This window comes from Halorussus gelatinilyticus (assembly GCF_023238445.1).
In the GTDB taxonomy this organism is placed as follows: Archaea; Halobacteriota; Halobacteria; order Halobacteriales; family Haladaptataceae; genus Halorussus; species Halorussus gelatinilyticus.
On record NZ_CP096658.1, the window covers coordinates 2,845,547 to 2,870,713 of the forward strand.

The window sequence follows — 25,167 nt, forward strand, 5'->3', positions numbered from 1 at the left end:
GTGGGGGTACGACGCCGACCGAGAAAACTGTCGGGGAGGCGTCGGGTCGGCCCGCGTCAGACCGAGACCGCGTCGCCCAACCCGCCGTCGATGAGTTGGATGAGGACCCCGGCGATGCCGGTCTTCGACGACCAGATGGCGGTCTCCTCCTCCAACTCGGGGTCGCCGCGTCGGTCGCGGACGCTCAGGAGGACCGTCTCGCCGTCCACGACCACGACGCGACCCACTGGGTCGTCGCCGTGGGGGTGGTCGGCCGGGAGTTGCATCACTGCCACGTCGCTGTCGGCGAACAGTTCTTCGAGCGCGGGGTCGCCGACGAGGAACACCTCGACGCCGGCGTCGGCCCGCTCGCGCAGGCGGTCGGCGAGGTCGTCGGTCAGGCCGTGGGCGTCCCGGCCCACGCCGAAGACGATGCGGCGCTCGGCCTCCTCCAGCAGTTGCTCGACGCGGCCGTCGATGCTGGTCCGGCCGTGGACCGTCCAGATGTCCTCGCGCTCCTCGTCGCCCTCGCCGCGCTGTTTCCGGGCGGCTTCGAGGTAGTCGAAGGCCCGCTCTTGGGTGCGCTCGAACTCGCCGCGGAGGTGCGACCGGGCGGCTTCGGGTCTGACGGGCCGGTACTGGATGGGCTTGGACTGTTGGACCTCCACGAGACCCCGGTCCTGCAGGGACTCGGCTGCGCCGTAGACCTGCGAGCGGGGCACGTCGGTCGCCCGATGCACGTCGCGGGCGGTGCCCGTCCCGAGTCGCTGGAGCGCGGCGAACACCTTCGCCTCGTAGTTCGAGAGACCGAGGTGTTCGAGCGCGTCGATGGCGTCGCCTTCGTCCATCAGTCCTCGCTCACCTCCGTCGCGCCTTGGGCGACCGTCGAACTTGGGTCGGTGTCGGTAGCCTCGTCCGGCCCGAGGTAGCGCGTCCACAGCGCCAGCAGACTCGGGAGGACGAGGACGCTGGCGAGGAACGCGTAGATGATGGTCAGGCCGGTGATGATGCCGAACTGCTGGAGCGCGGGCAGGATGGCGAAGGCGAGGACGCCGAACCCGCCGACCGTGGTCGCGGCGCTCCCCAGCAGCGCGCCGCCGGTCCCGGTGACGCTCTCGCGCATGGCGGCCCACATGGTGTCGCGCCGCCCGAGTTCCATCGTGTAGCGCTCGCTGAGGTGGATGCTGTAGGCCACCCCGAGGCCGACCGTGAGGCTCGTGATCATCCCCGTCAGGACGTTGAACGGCATCCCGAGCAGGTACATCGTCCCGAGAATCCACGAGACGCTGAACGCCACGGGGAGCAGGGTGATGGCTCCGAGTACGGCGCTCCCGTGGGCGAGTCGGTAGGCTATCATCAGGAAGGCGAACGTCGCGCCCAGCGTGATGAGTAGGCTCTGGATGACCGTATCGAGCAGTTGCTTCTGGACGATTTCGAAGACGATGGGCTGGCCCGTCGCGGTCGCGGTCAGGCCGCCGCCCTCGACGTTCGCGGCGATGGCGCGCATCTCGGTCGTGACCGTCGAGGACGACGCGCCGCCCTTGACCGAGACGACCATCCGCGCGGCCTCGTACTCGCCGTCCTGGCGACTGATGACACCTTTCGCTTCCTGTGGCGCGACCGCGAACAGTTTATCGAAGACCTTCTCGACGTTCCGGTCGGGCACGCCGTCGCCGTCGGTGTCGGCCGCCGCGAGCGTCTGGTTGAACGACTCGTTCTGGGCCGCTACGCGGTCCATCACCGAGAGCGGACTCCGAATCTGCGGTTCGCCGTTCGAGAGGACGACCACTACGTCCTCCTTTCCGGCGGCGGTCTGCTTCGCCTGCTGGAGTTTTTCGAGGGCTTTCGCGGTGGCGACGTCGCCCTCCACGAGAATCTGGGCCTGCGAGTCCTGTCGCAGGAAGTTCTCGTTGACGTATTCGAGGTTCGCCTTCGCGGTGTACGTACCGGGTGCGAACGGTTCGGGCAAGTCTTTCATCCAGTTCGGCGGGTCCTCCGCGAGGAAGTCCGTCTGCGAGAAGCTGGTATCGACCTGCGTCGCGCCGTAGGCACCGCCCGCCGAGAGGACGAGCGTCAGCGCGATGACGACGAAGGGCGCTTTCCGGGCGGCGACCGCACCGACCGAGAGCATCGAGCCGAGTGCGCCGCCGCCGGTCCCGAACGCCCGCTTCTTGCGGTCGAAGCCTCTGGATTCGAGGAAGCCGTCGATTTCGACCTTGAGTGCGGGAATCAGACCGCCGAAGACGACCAGCGCGGCGAGGATGCCGACCGAACTCACGATACCGAAGTCCTGAATCGGCGGGAGCGGACTGACGAGGTTCGACATGAAGCCGATGACCGTCGTCGCGGTCACCCAGACGAGCGCCACGCCGACGCTCGCCAGCGCGACCGACATGCCCTGTCGGACGCTCTCGCCCTCGTGTTCCTCGCGTTCCTCGCGGTGACGCATGAACACGTGGATGGCGTAGTCGATGGAGAGACCGATGAGCAGGACCGGCACCGCGATGAAAATTTGGTTGAAGGTGATGTCCGCCCAGCCCATGAAGCCGAACGTCCAGACGAGGACGACCGCGATGCCGAACACCCCGAGAAGGATGTCCAGCAGGTCCCGATACGCGATTATCAACGTCAGGACGACGAACAGCAGGGCCATCGGGCCGACGATGGCGATGCTGTCGGCCATCGACTGCTGAGTCTCCTCGCTGATGATGCCCGACCCGAAGACCAGCACTTCGCGGTCGAGTTCCTGCTCGGCTATCTGGCGCATCGCGGTCTGGGACTCGACGATGGTGTTCGAGGCCATGCTCTGGACCGCTTGTCCGCCCTGCTGCTGGAACACGACGAGCATCGTCGCGTTGGCCTGCGTGCTACCGGGTTCGTAGGAGGTCGGCATGAACGCGAACGCCTGACTCGACGGCCCGGAACCGCCCTCGCTCAGGACGGTCGTGACCGACGACTCGACCTCCGACCGGTTCATCGACTGCAACTGGTCGATCTGCTCGGAGAGCGTGGGCGAGGACGCGTTCTGCAACTGCTGGCGCCGTTCCTGCAACTGCTGGGCGTCCTCGGCGAGTTGCTGGCCCTTCTCCTGCAGGTCCGCGGCGCGCTGCTGGAGTTTCCGGTACTCGTCGGCGAGGACTCCGCGCGTGCCCAGTCGATACACCTGCTCGAACTGCGACCGAATCCCGGCCGCGCGCTGGCGGTAGGTGGACTGGTTGATCTCGCCCTGCTGTAGCGAGGCGTTGAGTCGGTCGAGGCGCTGTTGGAGACCCCGAACCTGCTCGAAGGCCCGCACGTACGTCGCCGACCGGTTCGCGCTCAGGTTCGCGGTCGCGCCGGTTCGGACCTGCTGGAGTCGCGTCTCTATCTGCTGAGACCGCTGGCGGTACGTCGAATTGTTGACTTCGCCCTGCCGGATCGAGGCGTTGAGGCGGTCGTACCGGGCCTGCAACTCGCGGGTCCGGTTCAGACTCGCGCTGAGTCGCGCGGCGGTGCGGTTGAGTTGCCGACTCCGCTGTTGGAGTTGCGCCCGCGACTCGTTGAGCGACTCCTTACGCTGTTGGAGTTGCGCGCCCTGCTTGCGGAGTTCGGACGCCTGCTCCTGACGGATGGCGACCGTAGCGACGATGTTGGCGACGCCGGCCGTCGGCGTCTCGTTCGCCAGCGTCCGGTTGACGGTGGCGTTGTTCCGCAACGCCTGCTGGAGTCGCAGGGTCTCGATTAGCGCGTCCTTCGAGAGGACGTTGCCGTTCTCGTCGCGGACGATGAGTTGGACCGTCGTCTGGTTCTGGTCGCCCGATGAGAAGTTCGAGTTGATGTAATCGAGCTTCTCGGCGGCCGTGCTGTCGCTCTGGAACTGGTCGAGCGACGACGACTGCTCGACCATCGGCGCGCCCGCCCCGACCAGCACGGTCAGCACGAGGAGGGCGGCGATGACCGGACGACTGTACTCCGTGACGGCGGCGAAGAGGTCGCTGGCGTTCACGCCCGACCCCTCCGCGCGACGGTTCGTCGTAACATCTCTGGCACTGTTGTTAGTAGCCTACTAACAGCGCGAGCATAAACCCTCGGAAATCGGATTCGTCGGCCGGGAGCGGTCGGGCGGCAGAGAGCCAGAACGAAAATAGTTTCGTAAGAGCGTCTATAACAGTGGAAAACGATATTTAGGCGCGGTATGGAAAGCAAGCGGCGTTTCGAGGTCGCACGGCCGACGCAGACGTCAGCCGTGCGACCGACGGGGAAGGACGAACACGCGCGACTGGTGAACGTGCGGCCGGTGACGGTGGGAAGACAGGCGACCGCGAGGACGAAAACGGGACGATAGCGAAGACGAAATTAGGACGACTGCGCCCGAAAAACGAAAGGAGCGACCGAACCCCGAAACGCGAATCCCGAAACTCGACGCCGACCGGCGCGCTACTTCAGCGCCGCGTAGGGGTTCAGTTCGCCAGCGCCGTAGTAGGTCTTCTCGAACTCCTCGGGCACCTCGGCGGTGTTCCGGAGGCGCTCGCGGACCTGCCCCGCGTTGAGCCGGGGTTCTGGCTCCGGACGAGCGCGACAGCGCCGGCGACCTGCGGCGCGGCCATCGAGGTGCCGGCAATCCACGAGTAAGTGTAGTTCGCGCCCACGTAGTCGCCGTCGGCGTCGAACTGCGGCTCCGCGAGCGTGTTCAGCACCATGTCGTAGTACCAGCCGGTCGGGAAGTCGGGGTCGTAGTTCCCGCCGGGCGCGGCCACGTCGATGGCGTTGGTGCCGTAGTTGGTGTAGTTCGCGGGCGTGTAGGTCGGGGATTCGAGACCGTCGGCACCGTGGTTGAACCCGAGCGGACCGGTCGCGCTGACCGACAGCACGTTGGCCGCCTCGTTCGGGAGGCTGATGAACTTGCCGTCGTGTTGGAGGTCCGCTGCGTCGTTGCCTGCAGAGGTGACGACGACGGTGCCCTGATTCTTCGCGTAGCTCGTCGTCCGGTTGAGAACTTTGCCGTAGAACTGGCCGTTGGCCGTCCGGGAGACGGGATACGCGCCGAGGCTCATGTTCGCGGCGTCACAGTCGATGCGCGCGCTGTAGACGACCGCCGCCACGATGTCGGCGAACGAGGCGTTCTCGCTCGGCGAGAAGACCCGACAGTCCACGATTTCCGTGCCGGGCGCGGAGCCGACCGTCCCGACCTCGTTCCGGTCGTTGGCCGCGACGTGGGTGCCGTGGTAGCCGCCGTACGGTCCGGCCGCGCCGTAGCCGTCGCCGGTGAAGTCCTTCGAGAGGTCTTCGTTGACCGCGTGCTGGAGGTCGGGGTGGCCCGCCGCGACCCCGGTGTCGATGACGGCGACGCGGGTGCCCTCGCCGCGCGTAATCTCGTGAGCCTCCGGGACGTTCTGGGCCTGCTTGTCCCACTGGGGGGAGTAGCGCGGTTCGTCCGACGCGCTCTCGTCCGTGGTGGGCGAGTCGCGTCCGGCCGGGAGGTCGAGCGAGTAGGTGCTGTCGGCGGCGTACGTCGCGCCGAGCGACTCCACGTCGGACTCCGCGCCCTCCACGACCAGCAGGTCGATTTCGGGGAGCGCGTGAACCACGTCGAGACCCGCCGCCTCCGCTTCGGACTGGCTGGTCTCGCTGCTATCCACGAGGAACCTCTCGTCGGACGACGCGACCGTCACCGTGCTTCCGACCGCGATGCCACCGAGTGCTGTGCCGCTGACTTTGAGGAACGACCGTCTGTCGTAACCGACCATGAATTATTTCTAGAACCCATTTATTATAATATCTTTTCAAATTATTCATATTATAAAATTGAGCGCCGAACAGTCTCCGAGAGTAGGAGCAACGGCGCGGTGCCGACGAGACTCGCCGCCAGCGGCGTCGAGAGCGGAGACCGGTGTCGAGCGCGTTGAAGCCACCGGGGTTTTTTGTCCGGCTCTCGTCAGATACCACCGATGGTCGAGTTCGTCATCGTCGCCCGAATGCTCGGCGGCATCGGGCTCCTGTTGGGGAACGCCTACTTCGTGACCATCGAGTTCGCCATGACTCGGGTCCGGCAGTTCACGGAAGGCGAGTTCGCGGGCGCGAGGGGTCTGGAGCGCGCGTGGGAGATGACCGACCGCCTCGAAATCTACCTCTCGGGGTGTCAGCTGGGCATCACCGTCTGTAGCGTCGGGTTGGGCGTCGTCGCCGAACCCGCGCTCGCGCACCTCCTGATGCCCGTCGCCGAACTGACCGGTCTCGGTTCCCACGCGGTGGCGGCTATCGCCGCGCTCGCCGTCATCAACCTCATGCACGTCGTCGTCGGCGAGCAGGCCCCGACGTACCTCGGCATCGAGCGCACGAAGGCCGTCGCCGGGTACGGCTCCGCGCCGCTGTACTACTGGACGAAGCTCATGTCGCCGATCATCGTCCTCGCGGACAAGGCCGCCAAGTGGTTGCTCTCGCTGTTCGGCGTCGAGATCACTCGGTCGTGGACCGAGGCCGAGGAGGGCGACGAGGTGTCGAGTCGCGGCGACGCCCGCCGGATGATGGGCGACATGCTCCGCGAGGCCGGACTCGAAGAGGAGCGCGAAGAGGAGGTTCTCGCGGCGCTGGACATCGGGACGATGCCGGTCCGGAACATCATGGTGGACCGCGAGGACATCGTCCCGCTCTCGACTACGAACGCGCCCGAGGAGAACCTCCGACTCGTCCGCGAGCGCCCTCACACCCGGTTCCCGCTGGTCGGCGAGGCGCTGGAGGACTTCCGCGGCATCGTCTACACGCCGCCGCTGATAGGCAGGGGCACCGACCTCGTGGAGGGGTCGCTGACGTGGGAGGAGGTCGCGGCCGAACCGCTCACGGTGGACGCGGACATCGCGGTCAGCGAACTCGTGGACCGATTTCAGGAGGAGCGACACGAACTCGCGCTGGTCATCGACGACGGGGAGGTCGTCGGGATGGTCACCGCGACCGACGCCTTCGAGGCGATGATGGGCGAACTCGAAGACCCCTTCGACGACGAGACGGCCGACGCGACGGTCTGAGGGGGGATCCCTACGAGTCGCCGCGCTTCCGGCGCGGTCAGCCCTGCACCGTGCCGGTGGCGAGGTCCTTCAGCTTTCCTTCGACCGTGTAACTTGGCGTCTCGACCTCGATGGTCGAGTCCGGGCCGACCTCGTGGAACTTGAGGTGGAGTTCGTAGCTCCCGGCGTCGGAGATGTCGGTCGATTCGACCTGTCCGCTCGGTCGGTGGCGCGCCCACGCGTTCTCGCCGGCGAGCGAGGTCGCGGTTTCGCCGCTGATGACCCAGCTCTTGGGCTTGCTGGTCACGTTGTTTCCCCGCATCGGGTAACCCTTCTTGTGCCACTTCCAGAACCCCTCGTCGATGACGTAGACGTTCTTATAGCCCGCGTTGATGAGTTGCGAGGCGCGAATCGACGAGAGGTGGTGAGGACAGCCACAGTAACAGACGATGCGGTCGTCCTTGGGCCAGTCCATTACCGGATCGGCGTCGGCGCGTCGCTTCTTGGAGGCCTGACTCAGGACCGCACCGTAGATGTGGGACTCCTTGTAGGACTTCTTCCCGCGGGCGTCCGCGAAGCGGGCCTCCCCACGCTTGTACCAGTAGTGGGCCACGTCGATGGGTGCCAGCGGCACCTCCACGCCGTTCTCCTTCACGGTGCCGAACGACGAGGTGTCGATGCTCCGCTCGGTCGGTTTGTCGTCGAACGCGGGCGGGTAGCCGTCCGTGTCACCGTCGGTCGGCGTCACCGACAGTTTCGCGCCGCTTCCGCCGCCGCCTCCGAGACACCCGGCAGTCACCGAGAGCGACGCCACGCTGCTCGCCAAGAACGTTCTTCGTTTCATCTATGGGTACTATTAGCAAATGACGCGATATTAATTTTACCGTATTCAGATACTGAGTTAGCGCGCGGAAAATTAGCGCGGCGCGGGAGCGAACGCATCCCGACCGGAGCGCGGCGGTTCGCGCGCCGGCTACTCGACCGAAATCGACCGGTCGCAGACGTCCCGGAACCGGCCGAACGTCTCGTCGGTGACCGCCTCCCGGACGGTGCAGTAGGCACCGCAGGCTTCCTTCCGGCGGACGTTCGAGACCATCGAGTCGAACAGTCGGAAGACCTGCTCTTCCCGACCGTACATCAACAGGACGTTCACGTTGTCCACGACGACCCAACCGCCGCGCATGACGTACTCCATCGCCTTCGAGAGGCGGATGCTGATGCCGGTCAGGTCGCTGGGGTCCACCGGGTCGGTCGTCCAGAGCGGCCCGTCGTACTCGGTCGGCGACCCCGTGACCGGGACGACGCCGACCTTCTGGGGGTCGCCGCCGCGGCGTTCGACCAGCGACTCGACCTTGCCGGGCGCGGCGGTGGCCGAGACGACCAGCAGATTCTCGAACGCGTCGTCCGGCAGGGCGTTCAGCGGCGACCCCATCGAGGGCACCGACACGAGCGCCTGCTCGCCGGGGTCGAGCGAGAACGCCGGGCCGTCAGTCGTCTCCGGCACTCTCGAACCCTCCAGTGACGTCGTCGCCGGCCGCGTCGCCTCCGGTCGCGTCGCCGCCGGTCGGCGTCTCCACGTCGCGACCGTCGAGGCGCACGAACGGGCGGGCGAACTGCCAGATTCCGGCGGCCGCGAAGACGGACGCTGCGAAGTCGAGCAGCGACGAGACCAGCGACATTCCGAGCGGTACCGACGCGACGTACGAGAACGTCAGCGTGAGGAACCCGGCGGCCAGCAACAGCAGGCCCCGCGTGTGCGCGACGTTCCGGGCGTAGGCGACGACGGGATAGACGAGGAGAACGCTGGTGATGACCAGCATCGTCGTCTGAGCGATGAAGACGAACGAGGTGAGGTCGCTCATCGCGTTCATAACTTCCTCCGCTCGGTGAGCAGGACGAGGACGTTCGCCGCCCCGACCAACGCGGCGACCGTCGCCACCGCCGACGCCACGAGGTCGTAGACGGGCGGGACGGACACCCCGAGGGCCACGTTCGCGTTCAGCGCGACGTACGCGAGCAGGATGACCGGGAGCGGACGCAACACCGACCCGAACGGCGCGCCGCGGAACCCGCGGGCCGCGACGACCGCCAGCGGAAACGTCCCCGCGAGGACGAGCATCGTCGCCAGCGCAAGTATTCGTTCGACTACCATTCGCTCCCGGGTTTTCGCTCCCGAACTAAATAACCCGCCGGTGCCCGCGTCGCGGGCGAGTAAGACGTGTGATACGACGGACAGAAGAAACATAATCAGCGACTCCGAAGCCGCCGATAGATGGATTCGGAAATCGAGCGATTGGTTGCGGCACTTCAGGATGCCGTCGGCGACGGCCTGCGCGGTGTCTTCTACGGCGAGTTCCGCGAACGAGACTACGCCGTCGCCTACGCCTCGGAGGCGGCGCTGGACGGCTACTCGGCCGACCAAATTGGCGACGTCGTAGACGACGTGGCGCTCGAAAAGCTACACAGCGACCGGAAAAGCGAACTCCACGAACCGCTCGGCGAGTACACCGCCTCGGTCGAAGTGTTCGAGGACGGCGTCAACGTCGTCGTTCTGGAGTACGACGTACCGACCGTCTTCGTCGAGATGGACGGCGACGTGACGAACGTCTCGCCCGCGCTCGAAGCGGGTCGAGACGCGCTGGGGTAGGTTACTCACCGAAGCCCTCGTCCCACTCCTCCTCCAGCACGCCGAAGTACCGAATATCGACGTACTCGCCGTCGGTGAACGTCTCGTCACGGTGGAGGCCCTCCTCCTCGAAGCCCAACTTCTCCCAGATGCGCGCGGACGCCGGATTGGTGGCGAGGACGCGCGCCATCACGCGGTGCATCCGGAGTTCGCGGAACGCGAAGTCGGTCAACAGCCGCGACGCCTCGGTGCCGTACCCCTCGCCGTGGTACTCCGGGGCGAGCCACAGGCCGACTTCGCAGTGGCCCGCCCGCTGGTTCAGGTCGTGAAGTCCGATGACCCCGGTTATTTCGCCGTCGGCACAGACCGCGAGGTTCACGTCCTCTTGATTCGAAATCTGCTCCTCGAAGTACTCGCGTTCCTGTTCGGCGTTGATGGGGGAGGCGGTCGTCAGCCCCTCCCGGACCGCGGGGTCGTTGATGGTGTCGCGCATGAACTCGATGTCGTCCTCCTCGATGGTTCGGAGCGTGACGGACTCGCCCCGGAGGAACACTGCGCCGGGCATACTCGACGGTATTCGAGGAGGGAGTATAATGGACGGGGGTAGTGTGGTAGATGTTGGCGCAGAAGGCAGATTCCGACTCGGCGCACGAATCGCTTTAGGCCTCCGCGACGAACGACGAGCCATGCGCACGGCAGTCCTGAGCGAACCGGGAGAGCTCGCGGTCGAGGAGCGCCCGCGACCCGACCCGGCACCCGACGAGGTGCTGGTCGCGGTCGGCGAGGTCGGCATCTGCGGGTCGGACCTCCACTACTACCAGCACGGTCGAATCGGCGACTACGTGGTCGAAGACCCGCTGATATTGGGTCACGAGAGCGCGGGCGAGGTGGTCGCGGTCGGCGAGGCGGTCTCGGGCCTCGCGGCGGGCGACCGCGTGGCGCTCGAACCCGGCGTGCCCTGCCGCCGGTGTGCCCACTGCAAGCGCGGCGAGTACAACCTCTGCCCGGACGTGACGTTCATGGCGACGCCGCCGGACGACGGCGCGTTCGCCGAGTACGTCGCGTGGCCCGCAGACTTCGCCTACCGACTCCCCGAGTCGGTCTCGGTCCGGGAGGGCGCGCTCTGCGAACCGCTCAGCGTCGGTCTCCACGTCGCGCGCCGCGGGGAAATCGGCGTCGGCGACTCCGTGCTGATCACCGGCGCGGGACCCATCGGCCTGCTGGCGATGGAGGCCGCGCGCGCCGCCGGAGCGACCGAAATCGTCGTCTCCGACGTGGTGGAGGGGAAACTCCGCCGGGCCGAGGAGCGCGGCGCGGACGCGACCATCGACCCGCGCGATGAGGACCTCGGCGAAGCGGTCGCCCGTCACACCGCCGGAGAGGGGCGAGGCGGCGACGGCGATGCGGGCGTAGACGTGGTGGTCGAGGCCTCCGGCGCGGAGTCGGCCATCGCGGGGTCGCTCGACGCGGTGCGGCGCGGGGGCACGGTGGTCTTCGTCGGTCTCGCGGACGAGGCCGAGGTCCCGCTCGACGTGCTGGACGTCGTGGACAACGAACTCGACGTTCGCGGGTCGTTCCGCTACCGGAACACCTACCCGGCGGCCATCGACCTACTCGCGGACGGCGAGGTGGACGCGGCCGGAATCGTGGACTTCGCGGCCGACCTCGACGACGTTGACGAGGCTTTCCGGCGCGCGATGGACCCCGAGACCGTGAAGGGGATGGTGACGATAGAGACGTAGCAGACCGGGCCGTCTACTCGGTACCGTCGCCGTCTTCGTCGGCCGATGCTTCGTCTCCTGTCGGCCCCGCGTCGCCGACGATGGCCTCCACGTCGGCGTGGTCGTGGAGCAGGTTCCGCATCGTCTCGACGGTCTCGGCGTCGCGCGTGCGACCGCTCCGCACGATGTCCTCGGCGCGCTCGACGGTCGTCAGCGTGTCCGACTGGACCAGCAGGACCGGCACGCCCTTCTCTTCCGCCTTGCCGACGACCGCACCCGGCGGCCGGTAGCCGCCGGTCAGGATGAGACACTTCACGCCCGGCGCTTCCAGCGCGACGCGCTGGAGGTCCGGCCGGTCGCCCCCGGTGATGAGCGCGGCGTCCTTCGTCCGGCGGAGGTGTCGGAGCGCCGAATCGCCCGACATCGCGCCGACGAGAAACCGCTCGACGAAGGCGTCGCCGGGCGCGCTGTTCAACTGCTCGGCCGAGAGCTCCTCGGCGAGTCCGTCCACGGTCACGCCGGCCAGTTCCTGCTCGCGGGGGACCACCCCGAGGACGGGGATGCCCCGGCCTTCGAGGAAGGGGACGACCTCGGTTTCGAGACCGTCGAAGTTGCCCTCCTGCACGGCGTTGAACAGGACGCCGAGCAGTCGGTCCTCGTCGCCGGCCCGCACGTCCTCGGCCGCGGCCAGCACGTCGTCCACGTCGCCCGCCTGCGAGTACTTCGAGAGGAGCAGGACCTCGGCGTCGAGCAGGTCGGCGACGTCGGCGTCGGTCAGGCCGACGATGCCGCCGGTGGTGAGTTTCCCGCCGCCCTCGATTACCATCAGGTCCTTGCCCTCGGCCAGACTGTCGAAGCTCTCGCGGACCTGCTCGCGGAGTTCGTCGGGGTCCTCGCGGCCCCGGATGGCCTGCTCGATAAACGTCGGCGAGTAGACCACGGGTTCGAGGTCGTGCATCTCGGCGTCCAAATCGAGGAGTTCGCGCGCGAGCATCGGGTCCTCGTCCAGCGTCTTGCCGACGTTGCTCTGGAGTCGGGTCCCCTTGGGTTTCATGTAGCCGACCGACAGGCCGCGCTCGGCGGCTATCTTGGCCAGCGCGAGCGCGACCGCGGTCTTGCCTGTGCTCTCTTCGGTCGCGGTGACGAGTATCGTTTTCATAGTTTGTCGGTGTCCACGGTCAGTCGCACGTCCACGGCCTGCACGCCGTCGGGTCCCGCGACGAGGGGGTTCACGTCGAGTTCCAGAATCGCGGGGAAGTCGGTCACGAGTTGCGAGAGCCGCTGGAGGCTCTCGACGATGGCCTCGCGGTCGGCGGGGTCCCGGCCGCGCGCGCCCCGGAGGAGCGGCGCGGACCGAATCCCCTCGACCATCTCGGTTGCCTCGCGCTCGCTCACTGGCGCGACGCGGGTCTCGGTGTCCTCCAGAATCTCCACGAAGATGCCCCCGAGTCCGAACAGCAGCAGGGGACCGAACTGCGGGTCGCGGTTCATCCCGATGATGGTCTCGGTGCCCGAGTCGAGGTCCACCATCTCCTGAACTTGGACGCCCAGAATCTCGGCGTCGGGCTGGTAGTTCCGGGCGCGGGTCACGAGGTCCTCGTAGGCGTCGTACACGTCTTCGGGTTCGACGCCGACCTTCACGCCGCCGATGTCGGACTTGTGGAGGATGTCGGGGCTGACTATCTTCATCACGACGCTCCCCTCGATGTCTTGGGCGGCCGAAACCGCGTCCTCGGGGTCCTCGGCGATGGTGCCCTCCGGCGTCGGGATGCCGTAGGCGTCGAGCAGGTCCATCGCTTCGACGCCGAGGCGGTTGTCACCGCGCTCGTCGGCGCGCTCCAGAATCTCTCGGGCGCGCTCGCGGTCCACGTCGAACTGCTCGGGGGCCTCGTAGTCGCGCTGGCTGATGGTCCGGTAGCGCGAGAGCGCGTCGAGGCTCCGGACCGCGCGCGCCGGGTCGAAGTAGTTCGGGATGCCGCCCTCGCGCAGTTTCACCTTGGCCGACTCGGTGCGCTCGCCGCCCATCAGCACCGAGGCGACCGGCTTGCCGTGTTCGGCCTGCAGGTCGGTGATGACCTCGGCGAGGTCGTCGAAGTCGATGACCGCGGTCGGGGCCGAGAGGACCACCGCACAGCCGACGTTCTCGTCGGCCAGCGCGATGTCCAGCGCCTCCTCGAACCGCTCGATGTCGGCGTCGCCGATGGCGTCGATGGGGTTGTAGATGTTCGCCTCCTCGGGCATCGCCTCCGAGAGTTCGGCCAGAGTCTCGTCGGTGAACGACGCCAGCGAGAGGTTCGAGTCGCCCACCGCGTCGGTGGTCATGACGCCGGGACCGCCGGCGTTCGTCACGATGGCAACGTCGTCGGAGTCGGGGACGGGCTGGCCGGACAGAATCTGGGCGAAGTCGAACAGCTCTTGGACGTTCTCGACGCGCAGGACGCCGGCCTGCTCCAGTCCGGCCTCGTAGGCCTGCTCGCTCCCCGCGAGCGTGCCGGTGTGCGACGAGACCGCCTGCGCTCCGGCCTCGGTCCGACCCGACTTGACCATCACGATGGGCGTGTCGTCGGTCGTCTCGCGCGCGGCGTCGATGAACTCCCCGCCGTTCTCGACGCCCTCCAAGTAGCCCAGAATGACGTCGGTGTCGGGGTCGTCGCCCCACGCGTCCACGAAGTCGGTCTCGTCCAACACGGCCTTGTTGCCGAGCGAGACCACGTCCTTGAAGCCGATGCCCTCGTCGTTGGCCCAGTCGAGGACCGCGGTGATGAACGCGCCCGACTGACTCATGAAGGAGATGGAGCCGGCGAGCGCGTTCTCGGGGCCGAACGTCGCGTTCAGGCCCGAGGGCGTACTCATCACGCCGAGGCTGTTCGGACCGACGAGGTTCAGGTCGTACTGTCGAGCGACCTCGGTCAGTTCCTGCTCGCGGCTCGCGCCCTCGCTCCCGGTCTCGCCGAACCCGGCCGTGATGACCACCACGTTCCGGACGCCGGCCTCGCCGCACTGCCGGACCGCATCGACCGCGATTTTGGGCGGCACGACGACGATAGCGAGGTGCAGTTCGCCCGGTACGGAGTCCACGTCGGGGTAGCAGTCCAACCCCAGCACGTCGTCGTAGTTGGGGTTCACCGGAACCGTCTCGCCCGCGAAGTCGTCCTGCAAGTTCCGCGTAATCGCTCGACCGATGGACCCGTCGCTCTCGGTCGCGCCGATTACGGCGACTCGCTCGGGCGCGAACAGTCCCGACAACCCGCCTGTGTTCTCGTCCACGCCCGAAACTTGGCCCGATTCGCGCTTAAAAGTAGTGTCCGGTTTCGGAGCGCCGGGAATCGGGTCGCACAATCGCGTCCTACGCTCGCACAATCGTCGCCATCCGACCGAAAAGCTCGATTATTTACTCGCATCCGAAATCAAAAATCCGGAGTACAGGCCCCGAGGGGCGCGTAAATGGTGCATAATTATACGTCCGGGTACGCTGTTTTCACTCGATGTCAGAATCCGGGAAGACAGTTCGGTCGTTGGAGACAGCACTCCCCGACCCTGTCGAAGCGGGCAACGTCACCTACGATCCGTCGATGGACCGACTCCGCGAGTTCTCCGCACACCTCGAAACCACCACGGAGTTCGGTTCCCCGTCGTACGTCAGCGACGAGCGGTCGCGCAACGCCGACAGGACCGAGAACGCGGTCGACGACGAGTTCGGCCCGGCCGACTACGCGCACGTCGAGGACGCCGTGGAAGCCGCGAGCGAGCGTGAGATGGTCTGCGTGGACCGCCGGTTGGGTCGCCACCCCGGCCACTCGTACGTCTGTCGGCTCTTCGTCTCGAAGGAGTACGCTCGCATCGCGCTGGCGTGGTCGAAGCTCTTCGAACCGGTCGAGGCTGGCGAGGAGAGCGGCGCGGACGGTGCGGCCGCCGACGGCGCGGACGCCGCCCCGGACCCGGACTTCGTGACCGTGCAGGTGCCGGAGTGGGACGAGACCGCCATCCGCGTCCTGCCCGAGGAGGGCGTCACCGCGGTCCTCGGGAGCGACTACACCGGCGAGGCCAAGAAGTCGTTCCTCCGGCTGTTCATGTACTACGCCAAGCAACAGGGCGGCCTCGGACTCCACGCCGGGAGCAAGCGGGTCCGCCTGCGCGACGAGTCGGGCGACCTCCGGACGGTCGGTCAGGCGTTCCTCGGTCTCTCCGCGGCCGGCAAGTCCACGCTGACCGCCCACGGTCTCTGGCTCGACGAGGAGTCGGGCGAGGAGGCCACGATGCTTCAGGACGACGTGTGCGCGCTCCGCCCGGACGGAGCCATCGCCGGGAGCGAGGGCAGCGGGCTCTACGTCAAGACCATCGGACTCGACGCCGACGAACAGCCCGCGATGTACGACGCCGTGACCGACGAGTCGGCCGTGCTGGAGAACGTGGACGTGGCCGACGACGGCGCGGTGGACTTCGACAGCGACCGCCACACCTCGAACGGGCGGGCGGTCATCGAGCGCGAGCAACTCTCCTCGGCCGGCGAGGACATAGACTTGGACGGCGTGGACCAGATTTTCTTCATCACGCGCAACCCGGTCATGCCGCCGGTCGCCAAGTTGACGCCCGAGGAGGCCGCCGCGGCGTTCATGCTCGGCGAATCGGTCCAGACCAGTGCGGGCGACCCCTCGAAGGCGGGCGAGTCCATCCGCGTGGTCGGCACGAATCCGTTCATCGTCGGGTCGAAGGGCGAGGAGGGCAACCGGTTCCGCGACCTCGTGGCCGACCTCGACGTGGACTGTTTCGTCCTCAACACCGGAAACCTCGGCGGGCGCGACGTGGGCGTCGAGGAGTCGGTGACGATTCTCCGGGAAATCGCCCGCGGCACGGTCGAGTGGACCGACGACGAGGCGACGGGCATGACGGTACCGAGCGAGGTGCCGGGCTTGAACATCTCGGACTACGACGTCGCCGCCAACGTCGAAAATCTGGACGAGAAACTGGCGAAACTCCGGACCGAGCGCCGGACCTACCTCCGGACGTTCGCGGACTTGGACGACGACATCGAGGACGCGGTGTACTGACTCGCGGGGCGTACCGCCTACCGTCGGGCAAGTCGCTCGGAGGAGTACATCTTTATGTTCGACCGGCTTTCCGTATTGCATGACCGACCGAGAGGGGTCGAACGACGCTCCGACCTCCGAGGTCTTCGCCCGAATCGGCGACGCGATTTTCGCGCTGGACGACGAGTGGCGATTCACCTATCTCAACGACGGGGCAGAGCGCGTCCTCGAACGAACCGAGTCGGACCTCCTCGGCGAAGTGATTTGGGACGAGTGCCCTGCAACGGTCGAGGAGGACTTCCGGACCGAGTGCGAGCGGGCGATAGACACCCAAGAGACGGTCTCTTTCGAGACGTTCTACGCACCGCTCCAGCGTTGGTTCGAGGTGCGCGCCTATCCGTCGGAATCGGGACTCTCGATGGTACTCCGCGACAGCACCGACCGGGTCCGACGGGAGCAGAAACTCCAGAAGCGCGAGCGGGCCCTCCAGCGCGCGTACGGGGTCATCACGGACCACGACCGGGAGTTCTCCGAACAGATCGACGCGCTCCTGAACGTCGTTCGAGAGGCCGTCGGGACCGACTACGCGACGCTTTCGCGCGTCCACGGTGACGAGTACGTCTTCGAGGCGGTCGCCGCTCCGAGGGACGCGGACCTCCGAGCGGGAGACTCGGTTCCGCTCGAGTTCACGAACTGCGAGCGCGTCGTCACCGACGAAGAGACCCTCGTCCTGAACGACGTCGAAGTGGACGCACCCGAGTTAGCCGACCGCTCCGGGAACGCCGAGTGGGGTATCGCCTGCTATCTCGGTGTACCCGTGTCCGTCGAGGGCGAAGTTTACGGGACGTTCTGCTTCTACGACATGGAGGGGAAGACCCCGGAGTTCTCGGACTGGGATGTGACGTTCGTCAACCTCCTCAGCAAGTGGGTGAGCTACGAACTCGAACGCGAGCGTCGGAACGACCGACTCGAGTCGTTCGCCAGTATGGTCGCCCACGAACTCCGTAACCCGTTGCACATCGCGCAACTCTATCACCGCCGGGCCGCCGACGGCGACCCGGACGCCGCCGAAGAGGTGGCTACTGCCCTCGACCGCATCGAGCGACTCGTCGACGTGATACTCGCCATCGCGCGAGGGTCGGATGCGGATACCGACCGTGAACGGGTCGAGTTGCGGGGCATCGTGGGCGAAGCGTGGTCGGCCGTGACGGGCGACGACGCCGAACTCGTCGTCGAGACCGACCGCGTGGTCGAGACCGATCCGCTTCACGTCCGCCACCTCCTCGAAAACCTGTTCGGGAACGCGGTCGAACACGGCGGGGAGGAGGTGACCGTTCGAGTCGGCGACCTCCCGTCGGGGTTGTACGTCGCGGACGACGGGTCGGGGATATCCGACGAGGGAACCGGTCGCGTCTTCGACGCGGGATACACCACCGACGACAACGGTATCGGACTCGGACTCGCTGTCGTCGAGCGATTGGCCGAGTCCAACGGGTGGGACTGCGCGGTGACGGAGAGCGAGGACGGCGGTGCCCGCTTCGAGATAACCGGCATGGAGTTCGCCAGCGAGAGCGACCCCTGACTCCCGGCGGGTCGAACCGCCGTGGTCACCGCCGCGAGCAGGTGTCGATGCCCAACAGCGCGTTGACGCCGCAGAACCGCGTGGCGGCGTTGAACAGGAACCCCGCGCCAGCGACGAGCGCGAGGACGCCGATGCCGCCGTAACCGAGGAGGACGGCACCGCCCGCCAGCGCGAGCGATGCCACCCCGAGGACCGCGCGAGCGATTCTGTCGCGTCCGCCGACGTTCTTCGGGAGTGCCATGGCCGTCACTGCGAACCGGAGCCAGTTAACGGTACGCCGGAATCGGGCGGCGGAGTTCGTTTCGACGGTGGCCGAGTAGCCCCGTCCCGGCGAGGAGCTGTCAGCGATTCGGTAGACACACTTGTACCGCCCGTCCGAACGCCCGGACATGTCTGCTAAAGAGTGGCCCGTGTGGGTCGCGGTGCTGACCGCGGGCGTGGGTCTGTTCACCGCCGGGGTCCTGTATCTGGACGGAACCGGGACGATTCAGTACGCCGTCCCCGGCGCGGGCGTTGTCACGTGTTGGGTCGCGCTCAGTCGGTTGTGGACCCTTTCGGCGTGAGTGCCGGCGGGGTCCCGCCGGTCTACCGCTCGTCGGCGGAGTCGGCACCGCCGGCCGCGGACTGCTCGACCCGGAGGTCCCCGCTCAGTTCGCGCTCGGACGCCGGACTGATAGTGATTCCGGCGGCCTCGAACCGCGACTTGACCGCGAGCGAGAACTCCGAGCGGACGCGCAGGATGTCCTTGCGCGTCGGGTTCCGAATCCAGAACTGGACGTGGAGCACCAACTCGTCGTCGCCGAACTCCGAGAAGTAGACGCGCGGTTCGGGGTCGGACATCACCGCGGCGTGAGAGGTCGCCGCCTCCGCGAGCAGCGACATGGCCTCCTCGACGTCGTCGTCGTACGCGATGCCGATCTCCTCCGAGACGCGGAACTCCGTGCGGCCGTACTGGCTCACGATGGTACTCGTCGTCAGTTCCGTGTTCGGCACCGTGACGGTCTCGTTGTTCTCGGTCCGGACGCGCGTCGTGCGGAAACTGATGGCCTCGACGACGCCCTCCCGGTCGCCCCACGCTATCCAGTCGCCGACGTTGAAGTTCGGGTTGACGACCAGGAACAGGCCGCTGATGAGCGCCCCGATGACCTCCTGGCCCGCGACGCCGATGGCGAGCGTCGCCGCGGCGACGATGAGCGTCGAGTTCGTCAGCACCTGCCCGTACCCGCCCGCCGCCATCCCGAAGGCGACCCCGACGACGACCACCGCCAGTCGCAGGTAGCGACGGAAGGCGTCCAGAATCGTCGGGTTGTTCGGGTTCCGCTGTCGCACGATGCGGTTGGCGGCGGGTTCGACGATGAACCGACCGACGAGGTAGACGACGAGGAACGCGAGCGCGAACTTCCCGAACGGGAGCAGCACCTCGCGGTAGGCCTCCTCCGGCGTATCGACGGGGTCTTGGAGCGGGTCCAGTTGCATCGGTCCGTCACCGCTGATATGTTCGCCCGAGGGATAATCGCCGGGGCGGATGCGGCCGTTCGGCGGACCGCGGCTCCGCTGGACGGACCGGGGCGTTCGTCCCGGATGGCCTACCGGTCGTCGGCGCCGGCGGCGTGTGCCCGACGGACCACCTGTTCCAACCTCTTGCGCTCCGGAGCGAACTTCAGGTGCGAGTCGCAGTCACAGTCTGACGCGCCGAGACCCGCGACCGACTCGGCCGCGTCGTCGGTCTCGATTCCCCGACTGACCTCGCACTCCACGTCCGCGCCCGCGGTCGTCACCACCTCCGCGACCCGACTCGCCGGGTGGCCGAGCAGGTAATCGACGTGCCAGTGTCGGGCGTCGCGCTCTCCGCGGGCGAGTTCGCGGTGGCGCTCGACGCGGGCGAACCCGCCGGTCCCGAACGCGCTCCCGGTGTAGGCGTACCACCCGGCCGCGAGGTCGCGCTCGCCCGCCGCGCCGAACGCGACGGCGGCGTCGTCGGCGAGTTCTACGAGCAACGTGTAGGTTCCTTTCGGCATCGTATTTCGTTTCTTTAGAAATATAGGGCCACTTGAAGGTGCGAGACGACCAGTCCGGCCGCGACGGCGAATATCGTCGCGCCGTTCAGCGCGACCGACTGCTTGTGGTACTTCGCGAACCCGTCGTCGCCAGCGCGGTCCATCTTCGGGATGAGGACCTGCCGCGCGTAGAGGTTGAGCGCCACGCCGACCAGCGGGAGCGCCGCCAGCAGGACGCCGTCGTAGGGGCCGACGCCGACGACCAGCGCCGCGGCGACCGCGACGAGGCCCAGAATCGCGCCGAACGAGTAGTACTTCGGGAAGATGGCGTTGACGACTCGCCCGGCGTCGTCGCCCAGCACGTCGAACGTCGTCGGCGCGCCGACGAGCGAGAAGAAGACGATGCTCCCGAGCCAGACGCCGAGACTGGCGTCCAGTAGGGTCGCGAGCGCGGTTTCGAGGAGGCTCATGTCCGGCGCTTGGGACGCCCGGAAAATCAAGGGTTCGGACGCAGAGCCCGGGACGCTCACTCCGCCACGTCCGCGACCTCCGCGTCGGACAACTCCCGGAGCGTCTCGGGGTCGATGGGGAAGACCGCCTCCGGCGTGCCCGCGGCGGCCCACACCGTCTCGAACTCGGTCAGCGTCTCGTCCAAGTAGACCGGCACGTCGGCGTCGTGGCAGAACGGCGGCACGCCGCCGATTGACCACCCGAGTGCGGCCTTGATTTCGCCCGCGTCTGCCATCTCCACGTCGCCCTCCGCGAGTCCGAGGAGGTCGGCGAGTTTCGCCTCGCTGACCCGGTTCGCGCCCTGGTCACGACCACGACGAGTCGGTCGTCGGCCCGCATGGCGATGCTGCTCGCAATCTGGGCCACGTCGCAACCGACGGCGTCGGCGGCGTCCGCGGCGGTCTTGGTCCCTTCGGGGAACTCCTGCACGTCCACTTCGAATCCGTACTCGCGGCTGGCTCTGTCGGCGAACTCCTCGGCTCGGTCGTGCATGCCCGTGGGTTGTGATGCCACGGTTCAAATATCTCCGGGTCGGCGCAGGAACTGACTTCGCGCCGCTGGCGGTGCGGTCGGTAACGCCGGATTTCGGAGCGACGGCGGTGTCATAACAAAGTGGACCGGGGCCGTTTCGGTCTCCGTGATTCGCTCGAACCGACGGACGACCCTCCTGACTGCGGTTCTCGTCGCGGCGCTCGTCTGCGGACCGGTGGCCGGCGCGCAAATCGGACCGGCGGCCGACGCACCGAATCCGGCCCCGTCAGCGGCGCAGGAGACGACCGCGGCGCAGGAGACGACGACGGCCGAGAACGAGACGGCGACCGACCGCGGGACGACCGTCGGGACTCCGACGCGACCGACGACTCCGGACCACGCGGTGTCGCCGCGACAGTTCCCGGAGCGACCCGACCCGCTGAACGCGAGCAACGCCGACCGGTATATCGCCGCGTACGAGGAGGTACGGAAGTACAACGAGATTCTGCGGGAGACGACCGACGTGAACATCACGAGCATCGACGTGCGATGTGGCTCGACCTCGGTCGCCGAGCGCGACGGGCAATTCGTGGTCGAGGTGGCCTGCGGGTTCTCCTACGAGTTCGGACGGAACGGGACGCCGACCGGCATCGCCGACGGCGCGCCCTACTTCGCCCGGTACGTCGTCGATGACGGGTCCACCGAACTGCTCGGACTCCGGTCGGCGCTCCGCGTCGGCGGTGCCCTCCCGCGACCGCTCCCGGAGCGACCCGACCCGCTGAACGCGAGCAGCGTCCTGCGGTACGCCGCGGCCTACGAGGAGGTCCGCAAGCACAACGAGATTCTGGACGAGGTGAACGCGCCGAACGCGACCGTGACGGAGACGTTCGTCTCCTGTCTGCCCGAAGTGGTCGAGCAGACCGACGACGGCTTTCTCGTGGACGTCCCCTGTAACTTCGCCTACTTCGTCGACCGGGACGGCGACGTCGTGATGGTGGAGAGCCTGCTGGTGCCGTCGTACACCGCGCGCTACCGCATCAACGAGACGGCGACGGAACTCGTCGCCGTGCGGCAGGCCTCCGGTTCGAATCGGACGACGACGCCCGCGGGGACCGCGACCGCCGAAGACGAGGCAACGACCGCCGAAACCCGGACGACGACCGCTACCGAGACCTGACCCCGGCCCCGGCCTCGTCGGTGCCGGGCGTGGACTCGACGCCCGCAGTCGCGGGCTAATCGGTCGGTCGAGCGTTCGCACTGTCCCGGTCCACCGCTCCGATTCGGTTCGTGTCGATCCGCTCTCGACCCGCCTCAGTCCGTCCCGGACTCGCTTTCCGACGACTGCGCCGCGCTCGCGTCGGTTCCGGACCCCGAATCCCCCGGCGTCGAGAGGCCGCGGATCGCGACCACGACGGCCGCGCCGAGCGCGACCAGTCCGCCTGCGACGGCGAACGCGACGTGATAGCCGAAGTCGGCGGTCCAGCCGCCCAGCAAGCCGCCGATGCCGCCCGAGGCGGCCACCAGCGCGGCGTGGACGCCCAGCGCCTCCCCGCGGACCGTCGCGGGCGCGAGGCGCGTCACCAGTCCGGTCCCCGTGACGGCGATGACAGCCCACGTCACCCCGAGGAGCGCGAAGACGCCGCCGTTCGCGGTCAGACCGGCGACGCCTGCGACGGTTCCGACGACCGCCACCGCGGGGAACGCGGCGGCCCTGACGCCGAGCGCGCCGCTCTGGAACAGCCGCGCGTCGAACCGGTCGCTCAGTTTCCCGACCGCGCCGTAGCACAGTGCCGAGGCGAGACTCGTGGCGAGGTAGAGGCCGAAGGTGGCGTCGCCCCCGTAGCCCGCGGTCGAGAGGTACGCCGGGAGCGGTGCCCAGAACGCGGCGAACCCCGTCGAGAACAGCGCGACGGCGAGGAAGTACGCCGTCAGGCGCGGCGAGAACCGCGCCAGTAGTTGCCGGGGTCGAATCCCCCGCGTCGTCCAGTAGAGTCGGTTCGGCGTGAACGGGAACGTCGCCGTCTTGGCGTTCCGGTGACTCCGCGAGAGGAGTCGCCCGATTCGCCGACGCTCGCCCTTCGGCAAGTCGGCGGCCGCCGCCGAGACCGTCGGTACCCACCTCGCGGCCGCCACCGCGGAGACCGCCGCGAGCGCACCACAGACCGCGAACAGCCACCGGCGCGCCGAGAGCGGCGACGCGAACCGGGGCGCGAGGACGCCGAGCCAAACGGTGCCGAGGACGAGACCGCCCGCCCAGCCGTACCCCTGATACGTGTTCAGCGCGGCGATGCGGCGCGACCACTCCGACTCGGGCGCGTCGGCCACGACCAGCAGGGTCAACACCGGCCCGCCCGCGGCGGAGACGAACCACAGCAGGGCGTTGAGCGCGAGGACCGCGGTGACCGACTCGACCACCGGAATCGCCGCGAGCGACGCCGCGACCCCGACCAGACTCCAGACGACGACCGCCCGGCGGTTCGCGGTCCGGTCGGCGACCCGGCCCCAGAGGAGCGCGCCCGGCGTGCCCAGTAGCGCCGCGCTCGCCGCGAGCAGACCGAGCGCCACGGGGTCGCCGCCCAACGCGACGACGTACAGCGGAACGAGAAGCGAGGCCGCACCGAGCGCGACCGACCCGAGTCCCCACGCGTAGAGCCAGCGATGTTCCATCGGCGCGGGAAACACACCGTCGGCACGTAAAAGCCGTGAATTCGGGCGGGGTCAGCCGACGTCGGCGCTCTCGCTCCGGAGTTCCGCCACGGTCTCGAAGATGTCGTCCATCCACGCGTCCAAGTCGTAGGCGGTCACGAGTTGGCGCATCTGGCGCATCCGGTTGCGCCGCTCGGTGGCCGAGTCCGTGATGGTCCGGCGGATGGTCTCGGCGAACGCCTCGGTGGCGTAGGGGTTGATGGTGTAGGCGTAGTCGCCAAGCGTCTCGTCCACGCCGGCGAAGTCCGAGAGGACCAGCGCGCCCTCGTTGTCCAGTTGGGCCGCGACGTACTCCTCGGCGACGAGGTTCATCCCGTCGCGGACGGAACTCACCAGCGCGAGGTCGGCGTGGCGATAGAGACCGTATAGCGCCTCCGCGGGGAGCATCTCGGTGACGCTAACGACGGGTTTCCAGTCGTCGGTGCCGAACCGCTCGTTGACGCGCTCGGCGACCGCCGAGACTTCCCGCTGTATCTCCTGATACGCCGGAATCTCGCTCCTGCTCTCGCTGGCCTTCTGGACGTAGACGAACTCGCCGCGGTACTCCGGATGCTCGTCGAGGAAGTACTCGATGGCTCGGATGCGCTCGGGGATGCCCTTCGTGTAGTCGAGGCGGTCCACGCCGACGGCGACGACGGCGTCGTCGGCGATGCCCCGCTCCTCGCGGAAGGAGTCCCAGAACTCGTCGGCCTGCTCGCTCCCCGCCAGTCGCTCGATGCGCTCGGCGTCCACGCCCATCGGGAAGGGTTTGACGAGCGTCGGCGAGTCGCCCCTGTGGACGACGCCCGAGTCCCAGTCCACCACGGCGTCGTCGAAGCACGCCTCGACGCCTTCGAGGAACTGTGCGCAGAACCGCCCGACGTGGAACCCGAGCAGGTCGTTCGCCAGCAGTCCATCCATCAGTTGCTCGCTCTGGGGACAGACCCGGAAGTCGTCCCACGTCGGCCACGGGATGTGCCAGAAGTGCGCCAGCGTCACGTCGTCGCCGAGGCGGTCCCGGACCATCTTCGGCGCGAGGCCGAAGTGGTAGTCCTGAAACCAGACCAGCGACCCCGGTCGCGCCTCCCGACTCGCGGCCTCGGCGAACCGCTCGTTGACCTCGCGGTAGCGGTGCCAGAATCGGGGTTCGTACGTCACTCGCCCCCGGTCGCTGTGACAGAGCGGCCACAACACCTGATTGCTGTAGCCGTAGTAGTACTCCTCTATCTCGTCGTCGTCCAGCCAGATGCGCTTGAGGGTGTACGACGGGTCCTCGGGCGGGACGCGAATGCGGTCCTCGTCGTCCACGACCTCGCGGTCGGCGTCGCCGTCGCCCCACGCTATCCACGTCCCGGACGCGCGCTGCATCACGGGGTCCAGTCCCGCGGTGAGGCCGCCGACGGGTCGGTCCACGACGATTTCGTCGCCGTCGTAGGAGTGGCTGTAGGGTTCCCGGTTCGAGACGACGAGGAGACCCTCGGTCGGGGCCGACCCGTCTCCGTCCCCGCCGGTCGGGCGTCCGTCCGCCGATTCTCCGCCGGTCGCCCCTTCGGCAGGTGATTCGTCGCCCGTCATGTCGAGCGTCCGGA

23 protein-coding genes and 1 pseudogene are annotated in these 25,167 nt (G+C 67.8%); 7 read left to right on the top strand and 17 right to left on the bottom strand.

The window, feature by feature from the left end; translation table 11 throughout:
• Positions 1–56 precede the first annotated feature (56 nt).
• The 3 genes from M0R88_RS14625 to M0R88_RS14635 form a co-directional block, all read right to left on the bottom strand.
• Positions 57–827 (bottom strand): TrmB family transcriptional regulator, encoded by a 771-nt coding sequence (locus tag M0R88_RS14625; RefSeq protein ID WP_248654232.1) that lies wholly within the window; start codon positions 825–827, stop codon positions 57–59.
• On the bottom strand, positions 827–3,964 hold the full coding sequence (locus tag M0R88_RS14630) for an MMPL family transporter (RefSeq protein ID WP_248654233.1): 3,138 nt from the start codon (positions 3,962–3,964) through the stop codon (positions 827–829). The genes M0R88_RS14625 and M0R88_RS14630 overlap by 1 nt, the downstream gene beginning before the upstream one ends.
• A 454-nt stretch (positions 3,965–4,418) precedes the next feature.
• Positions 4,419–5,705 (bottom strand): S8 family peptidase, encoded by a 1,287-nt coding sequence (locus M0R88_RS14635; protein ID WP_248654234.1) that lies wholly within the window; start codon positions 5,703–5,705, stop codon positions 4,419–4,421.
• Between the two features lie 201 nt (positions 5,706–5,906).
• Here M0R88_RS14635 and M0R88_RS14640 point away from each other — a divergent pair, with 201 nt between their 5' ends.
• On the top strand, positions 5,907–6,980 hold the full coding sequence (locus M0R88_RS14640) for a CNNM domain-containing protein (protein ID WP_248654235.1): 1,074 nt from the start codon (positions 5,907–5,909) through the stop codon (positions 6,978–6,980).
• A 37-nt stretch (positions 6,981–7,017) separates the two neighbouring features.
• Here M0R88_RS14640 and M0R88_RS14645 read toward each other — a convergent pair whose 3' ends face one another.
• The 4 genes from M0R88_RS14645 to M0R88_RS14660 form a co-directional block, all read right to left on the bottom strand.
• Positions 7,018–7,803, bottom strand: a complete 786-nt coding sequence (locus tag M0R88_RS14645; RefSeq protein WP_248654236.1) for a rhodanese-like domain-containing protein — start codon at positions 7,801–7,803, stop codon at positions 7,018–7,020.
• A 129-nt stretch (positions 7,804–7,932) separates the two neighbouring features.
• Entirely contained in the window at positions 7,933–8,463 is a 531-nt protein-coding gene (locus M0R88_RS14650) for a DUF7504 family protein (RefSeq protein WP_248654237.1), read from the bottom strand.
• On the bottom strand, positions 8,447–8,821 hold the full coding sequence (locus tag M0R88_RS14655) for a hypothetical protein (protein WP_248654238.1): 375 nt from the start codon (positions 8,819–8,821) through the stop codon (positions 8,447–8,449). Before M0R88_RS14655 ends, M0R88_RS14650 begins: the two co-directional genes overlap by 17 nt.
• 5 nt (positions 8,822–8,826) lie before the next feature.
• Entirely contained in the window at positions 8,827–9,111 is a 285-nt protein-coding gene (locus M0R88_RS14660) for a hypothetical protein (protein WP_248654239.1), read from the bottom strand.
• 120 nt (positions 9,112–9,231) lie between these two features.
• Here M0R88_RS14660 and M0R88_RS14665 point away from each other — a divergent pair, with 120 nt between their 5' ends.
• Positions 9,232–9,606, top strand: a complete 375-nt coding sequence (locus tag M0R88_RS14665) for a DUF7522 family protein (protein ID WP_248654240.1) — start codon at positions 9,232–9,234, stop codon at positions 9,604–9,606.
• Position 9,607: 1 nt separating this feature from the next.
• Here the strand turns inward: M0R88_RS14665 and M0R88_RS14670 are convergent, their stop codons facing one another.
• The gene (locus tag M0R88_RS14670) at positions 9,608–10,150 is read right to left on the bottom strand and encodes a GNAT family N-acetyltransferase (RefSeq protein WP_248654241.1); all 543 of its coding nucleotides are present in this window, start codon (positions 10,148–10,150) and stop codon (positions 9,608–9,610) included.
• Between the two features lie 121 nt (positions 10,151–10,271).
• On the opposite strand from M0R88_RS14670, the gene M0R88_RS14675 reads away from it, so the two are divergent.
• The gene (locus tag M0R88_RS14675) at positions 10,272–11,327 is read left to right on the top strand and encodes an NAD(P)-dependent alcohol dehydrogenase (RefSeq protein ID WP_248654242.1); all 1,056 of its coding nucleotides are present in this window, start codon (positions 10,272–10,274) and stop codon (positions 11,325–11,327) included.
• Positions 11,328–11,340: 13 nt separating this feature from the next.
• On the opposite strand, the gene M0R88_RS14680 is transcribed toward M0R88_RS14675, so the two are convergent.
• Both M0R88_RS14680 and M0R88_RS14685 read right to left on the bottom strand, forming a co-directional pair.
• Complete coding sequence (locus tag M0R88_RS14680; protein ID WP_248654243.1) at positions 11,341–12,465, bottom strand: phosphotransacetylase family protein; 1,125 nt, start codon at positions 12,463–12,465, stop codon at positions 11,341–11,343.
• On the bottom strand, positions 12,462–14,573 hold the full coding sequence (locus M0R88_RS14685) for an acetate--CoA ligase family protein (protein WP_248654244.1): 2,112 nt from the start codon (positions 14,571–14,573) through the stop codon (positions 12,462–12,464). The genes M0R88_RS14680 and M0R88_RS14685 overlap by 4 nt, the downstream gene beginning before the upstream one ends.
• Before the next feature lie 218 nt (positions 14,574–14,791).
• Here M0R88_RS14685 and M0R88_RS14690 point away from each other — a divergent pair, with 218 nt between their 5' ends.
• Positions 14,792–16,354: a phosphoenolpyruvate carboxykinase (ATP) gene (locus M0R88_RS14690; RefSeq protein ID WP_248654245.1), complete on the top strand. Its 1,563-nt coding sequence runs from the start codon at positions 14,792–14,794 to the stop codon at positions 16,352–16,354.
• Positions 16,355–16,433: 79 nt separating this feature from the next.
• Positions 16,434–17,915: a sensor histidine kinase gene (locus tag M0R88_RS14695; protein ID WP_248654246.1), complete on the top strand. Its 1,482-nt coding sequence runs from the start codon at positions 16,434–16,436 to the stop codon at positions 17,913–17,915.
• A 25-nt stretch (positions 17,916–17,940) separates the two neighbouring features.
• Here the strand turns inward: M0R88_RS14695 and M0R88_RS14700 are convergent, their stop codons facing one another.
• The gene (locus M0R88_RS14700; protein WP_248654247.1) at positions 17,941–18,156 is read right to left on the bottom strand and encodes a YgaP family membrane protein; all 216 of its coding nucleotides are present in this window, start codon (positions 18,154–18,156) and stop codon (positions 17,941–17,943) included.
• A gap of 148 nt (positions 18,157–18,304) precedes the next feature.
• Here M0R88_RS14700 and M0R88_RS14705 point away from each other — a divergent pair, with 148 nt between their 5' ends.
• Positions 18,305–18,478, top strand: a complete 174-nt coding sequence (locus M0R88_RS14705) for a hypothetical protein (protein WP_248654248.1) — start codon at positions 18,305–18,307, stop codon at positions 18,476–18,478.
• A gap of 22 nt (positions 18,479–18,500) precedes the next feature.
• On the opposite strand, the gene M0R88_RS14710 is transcribed toward M0R88_RS14705, so the two are convergent.
• The 4 genes and pseudogenes from M0R88_RS14710 to M0R88_RS14725 form a co-directional block, all read right to left on the bottom strand.
• The gene (locus tag M0R88_RS14710; RefSeq protein WP_248654249.1) at positions 18,501–19,391 is read right to left on the bottom strand and encodes a mechanosensitive ion channel family protein; all 891 of its coding nucleotides are present in this window, start codon (positions 19,389–19,391) and stop codon (positions 18,501–18,503) included.
• Positions 19,392–19,501: 110 nt separating this feature from the next.
• Positions 19,502–19,933 carry a GIY-YIG nuclease family protein gene (locus M0R88_RS14715; RefSeq protein ID WP_248654250.1) on the bottom strand — a complete coding sequence of 144 codons (432 nt, stop codon included), beginning with the start codon at positions 19,931–19,933 and terminating at the stop codon, positions 19,502–19,504.
• A gap of 14 nt (positions 19,934–19,947) precedes the next feature.
• Positions 19,948–20,382 carry a DUF4149 domain-containing protein gene (locus M0R88_RS14720; RefSeq protein ID WP_248654251.1) on the bottom strand — a complete coding sequence of 145 codons (435 nt, stop codon included), beginning with the start codon at positions 20,380–20,382 and terminating at the stop codon, positions 19,948–19,950.
• A gap of 56 nt (positions 20,383–20,438) precedes the next feature.
• A pseudogene (locus M0R88_RS14725) lies at positions 20,439–20,914 on the bottom strand (YbaK/EbsC family protein).
• Positions 20,915–21,059: 145 nt separating this feature from the next.
• On the opposite strand from M0R88_RS14725, the gene M0R88_RS14730 reads away from it, so the two are divergent.
• A complete protein-coding gene (locus M0R88_RS14730) occupies positions 21,060–22,070 on the top strand; it encodes a hypothetical protein (RefSeq protein ID WP_248654252.1) in 1,011 nt (336 codons plus the stop codon).
• A gap of 134 nt (positions 22,071–22,204) precedes the next feature.
• Here M0R88_RS14730 and M0R88_RS14735 read toward each other — a convergent pair whose 3' ends face one another.
• Both M0R88_RS14735 and M0R88_RS14740 read right to left on the bottom strand, forming a co-directional pair.
• Positions 22,205–23,560 (bottom strand): MFS transporter, encoded by a 1,356-nt coding sequence (locus M0R88_RS14735; protein ID WP_248654253.1) that lies wholly within the window; start codon positions 23,558–23,560, stop codon positions 22,205–22,207.
• 51 nt (positions 23,561–23,611) lie between these two features.
• Positions 23,612–25,153 carry an alpha,alpha-trehalose-phosphate synthase (UDP-forming) gene (locus tag M0R88_RS14740; protein WP_248654254.1) on the bottom strand — a complete coding sequence of 514 codons (1,542 nt, stop codon included), beginning with the start codon at positions 25,151–25,153 and terminating at the stop codon, positions 23,612–23,614.
• Between the last annotated feature and the right edge of the window lie 14 nt (positions 25,154–25,167).

Coding starts and splice junctions, on each gene's coding strand:
- M0R88_RS14700 (WP_248654247.1), bottom strand. CDS start 18,156: ATGGCACTCCCGAAGAACGTCGGCGGACGCGACAGAATCGCTCGCGCG.
- M0R88_RS14710 (WP_248654249.1), bottom strand. CDS start 19,391: ATGCAACTGGACCCGCTCCAAGACCCCGTCGATACGCCGGAGGAGGCC.
- M0R88_RS14705 (WP_248654248.1), top strand. CDS start 18,305: ATGTCTGCTAAAGAGTGGCCCGTGTGGGTCGCGGTGCTGACCGCGGGC.
- M0R88_RS14735 (WP_248654253.1), bottom strand. CDS start 23,560: ATGGAACATCGCTGGCTCTACGCGTGGGGACTCGGGTCGGTCGCGCTC.
- M0R88_RS14655 (WP_248654238.1), bottom strand. CDS start 8,821: ATGAGCGACCTCACCTCGTTCGTCTTCATCGCTCAGACGACGATGCTG.
- M0R88_RS14740 (WP_248654254.1), bottom strand. CDS start 25,153: ATGACGGGCGACGAATCACCTGCCGAAGGGGCGACCGGCGGAGAATCG.
- M0R88_RS14670 (WP_248654241.1), bottom strand. CDS start 10,150: ATGCCCGGCGCAGTGTTCCTCCGGGGCGAGTCCGTCACGCTCCGAACC.
- M0R88_RS14625 (WP_248654232.1), bottom strand. CDS start 827: ATGGACGAAGGCGACGCCATCGACGCGCTCGAACACCTCGGTCTCTCG.
- M0R88_RS14690 (WP_248654245.1), top strand. CDS start 14,792: ATGTCAGAATCCGGGAAGACAGTTCGGTCGTTGGAGACAGCACTCCCC.
- M0R88_RS14695 (WP_248654246.1), top strand. CDS start 16,434: ATGACCGACCGAGAGGGGTCGAACGACGCTCCGACCTCCGAGGTCTTC.
- M0R88_RS14635 (WP_248654234.1), bottom strand. CDS start 5,705: ATGGTCGGTTACGACAGACGGTCGTTCCTCAAAGTCAGCGGCACAGCA.
- M0R88_RS14660 (WP_248654239.1), bottom strand. CDS start 9,111: ATGGTAGTCGAACGAATACTTGCGCTGGCGACGATGCTCGTCCTCGCG.
- M0R88_RS14720 (WP_248654251.1), bottom strand. CDS start 20,382: ATGAGCCTCCTCGAAACCGCGCTCGCGACCCTACTGGACGCCAGTCTC.
- M0R88_RS14675 (WP_248654242.1), top strand. CDS start 10,272: ATGCGCACGGCAGTCCTGAGCGAACCGGGAGAGCTCGCGGTCGAGGAG.
- M0R88_RS14680 (WP_248654243.1), bottom strand. CDS start 12,465: ATGAAAACGATACTCGTCACCGCGACCGAAGAGAGCACAGGCAAGACC.
- M0R88_RS14665 (WP_248654240.1), top strand. CDS start 9,232: ATGGATTCGGAAATCGAGCGATTGGTTGCGGCACTTCAGGATGCCGTC.
- M0R88_RS14645 (WP_248654236.1), bottom strand. CDS start 7,803: ATGAAACGAAGAACGTTCTTGGCGAGCAGCGTGGCGTCGCTCTCGGTG.
- M0R88_RS14640 (WP_248654235.1), top strand. CDS start 5,907: ATGGTCGAGTTCGTCATCGTCGCCCGAATGCTCGGCGGCATCGGGCTC.
- M0R88_RS14715 (WP_248654250.1), bottom strand. CDS start 19,933: ATGCCGAAAGGAACCTACACGTTGCTCGTAGAACTCGCCGACGACGCC.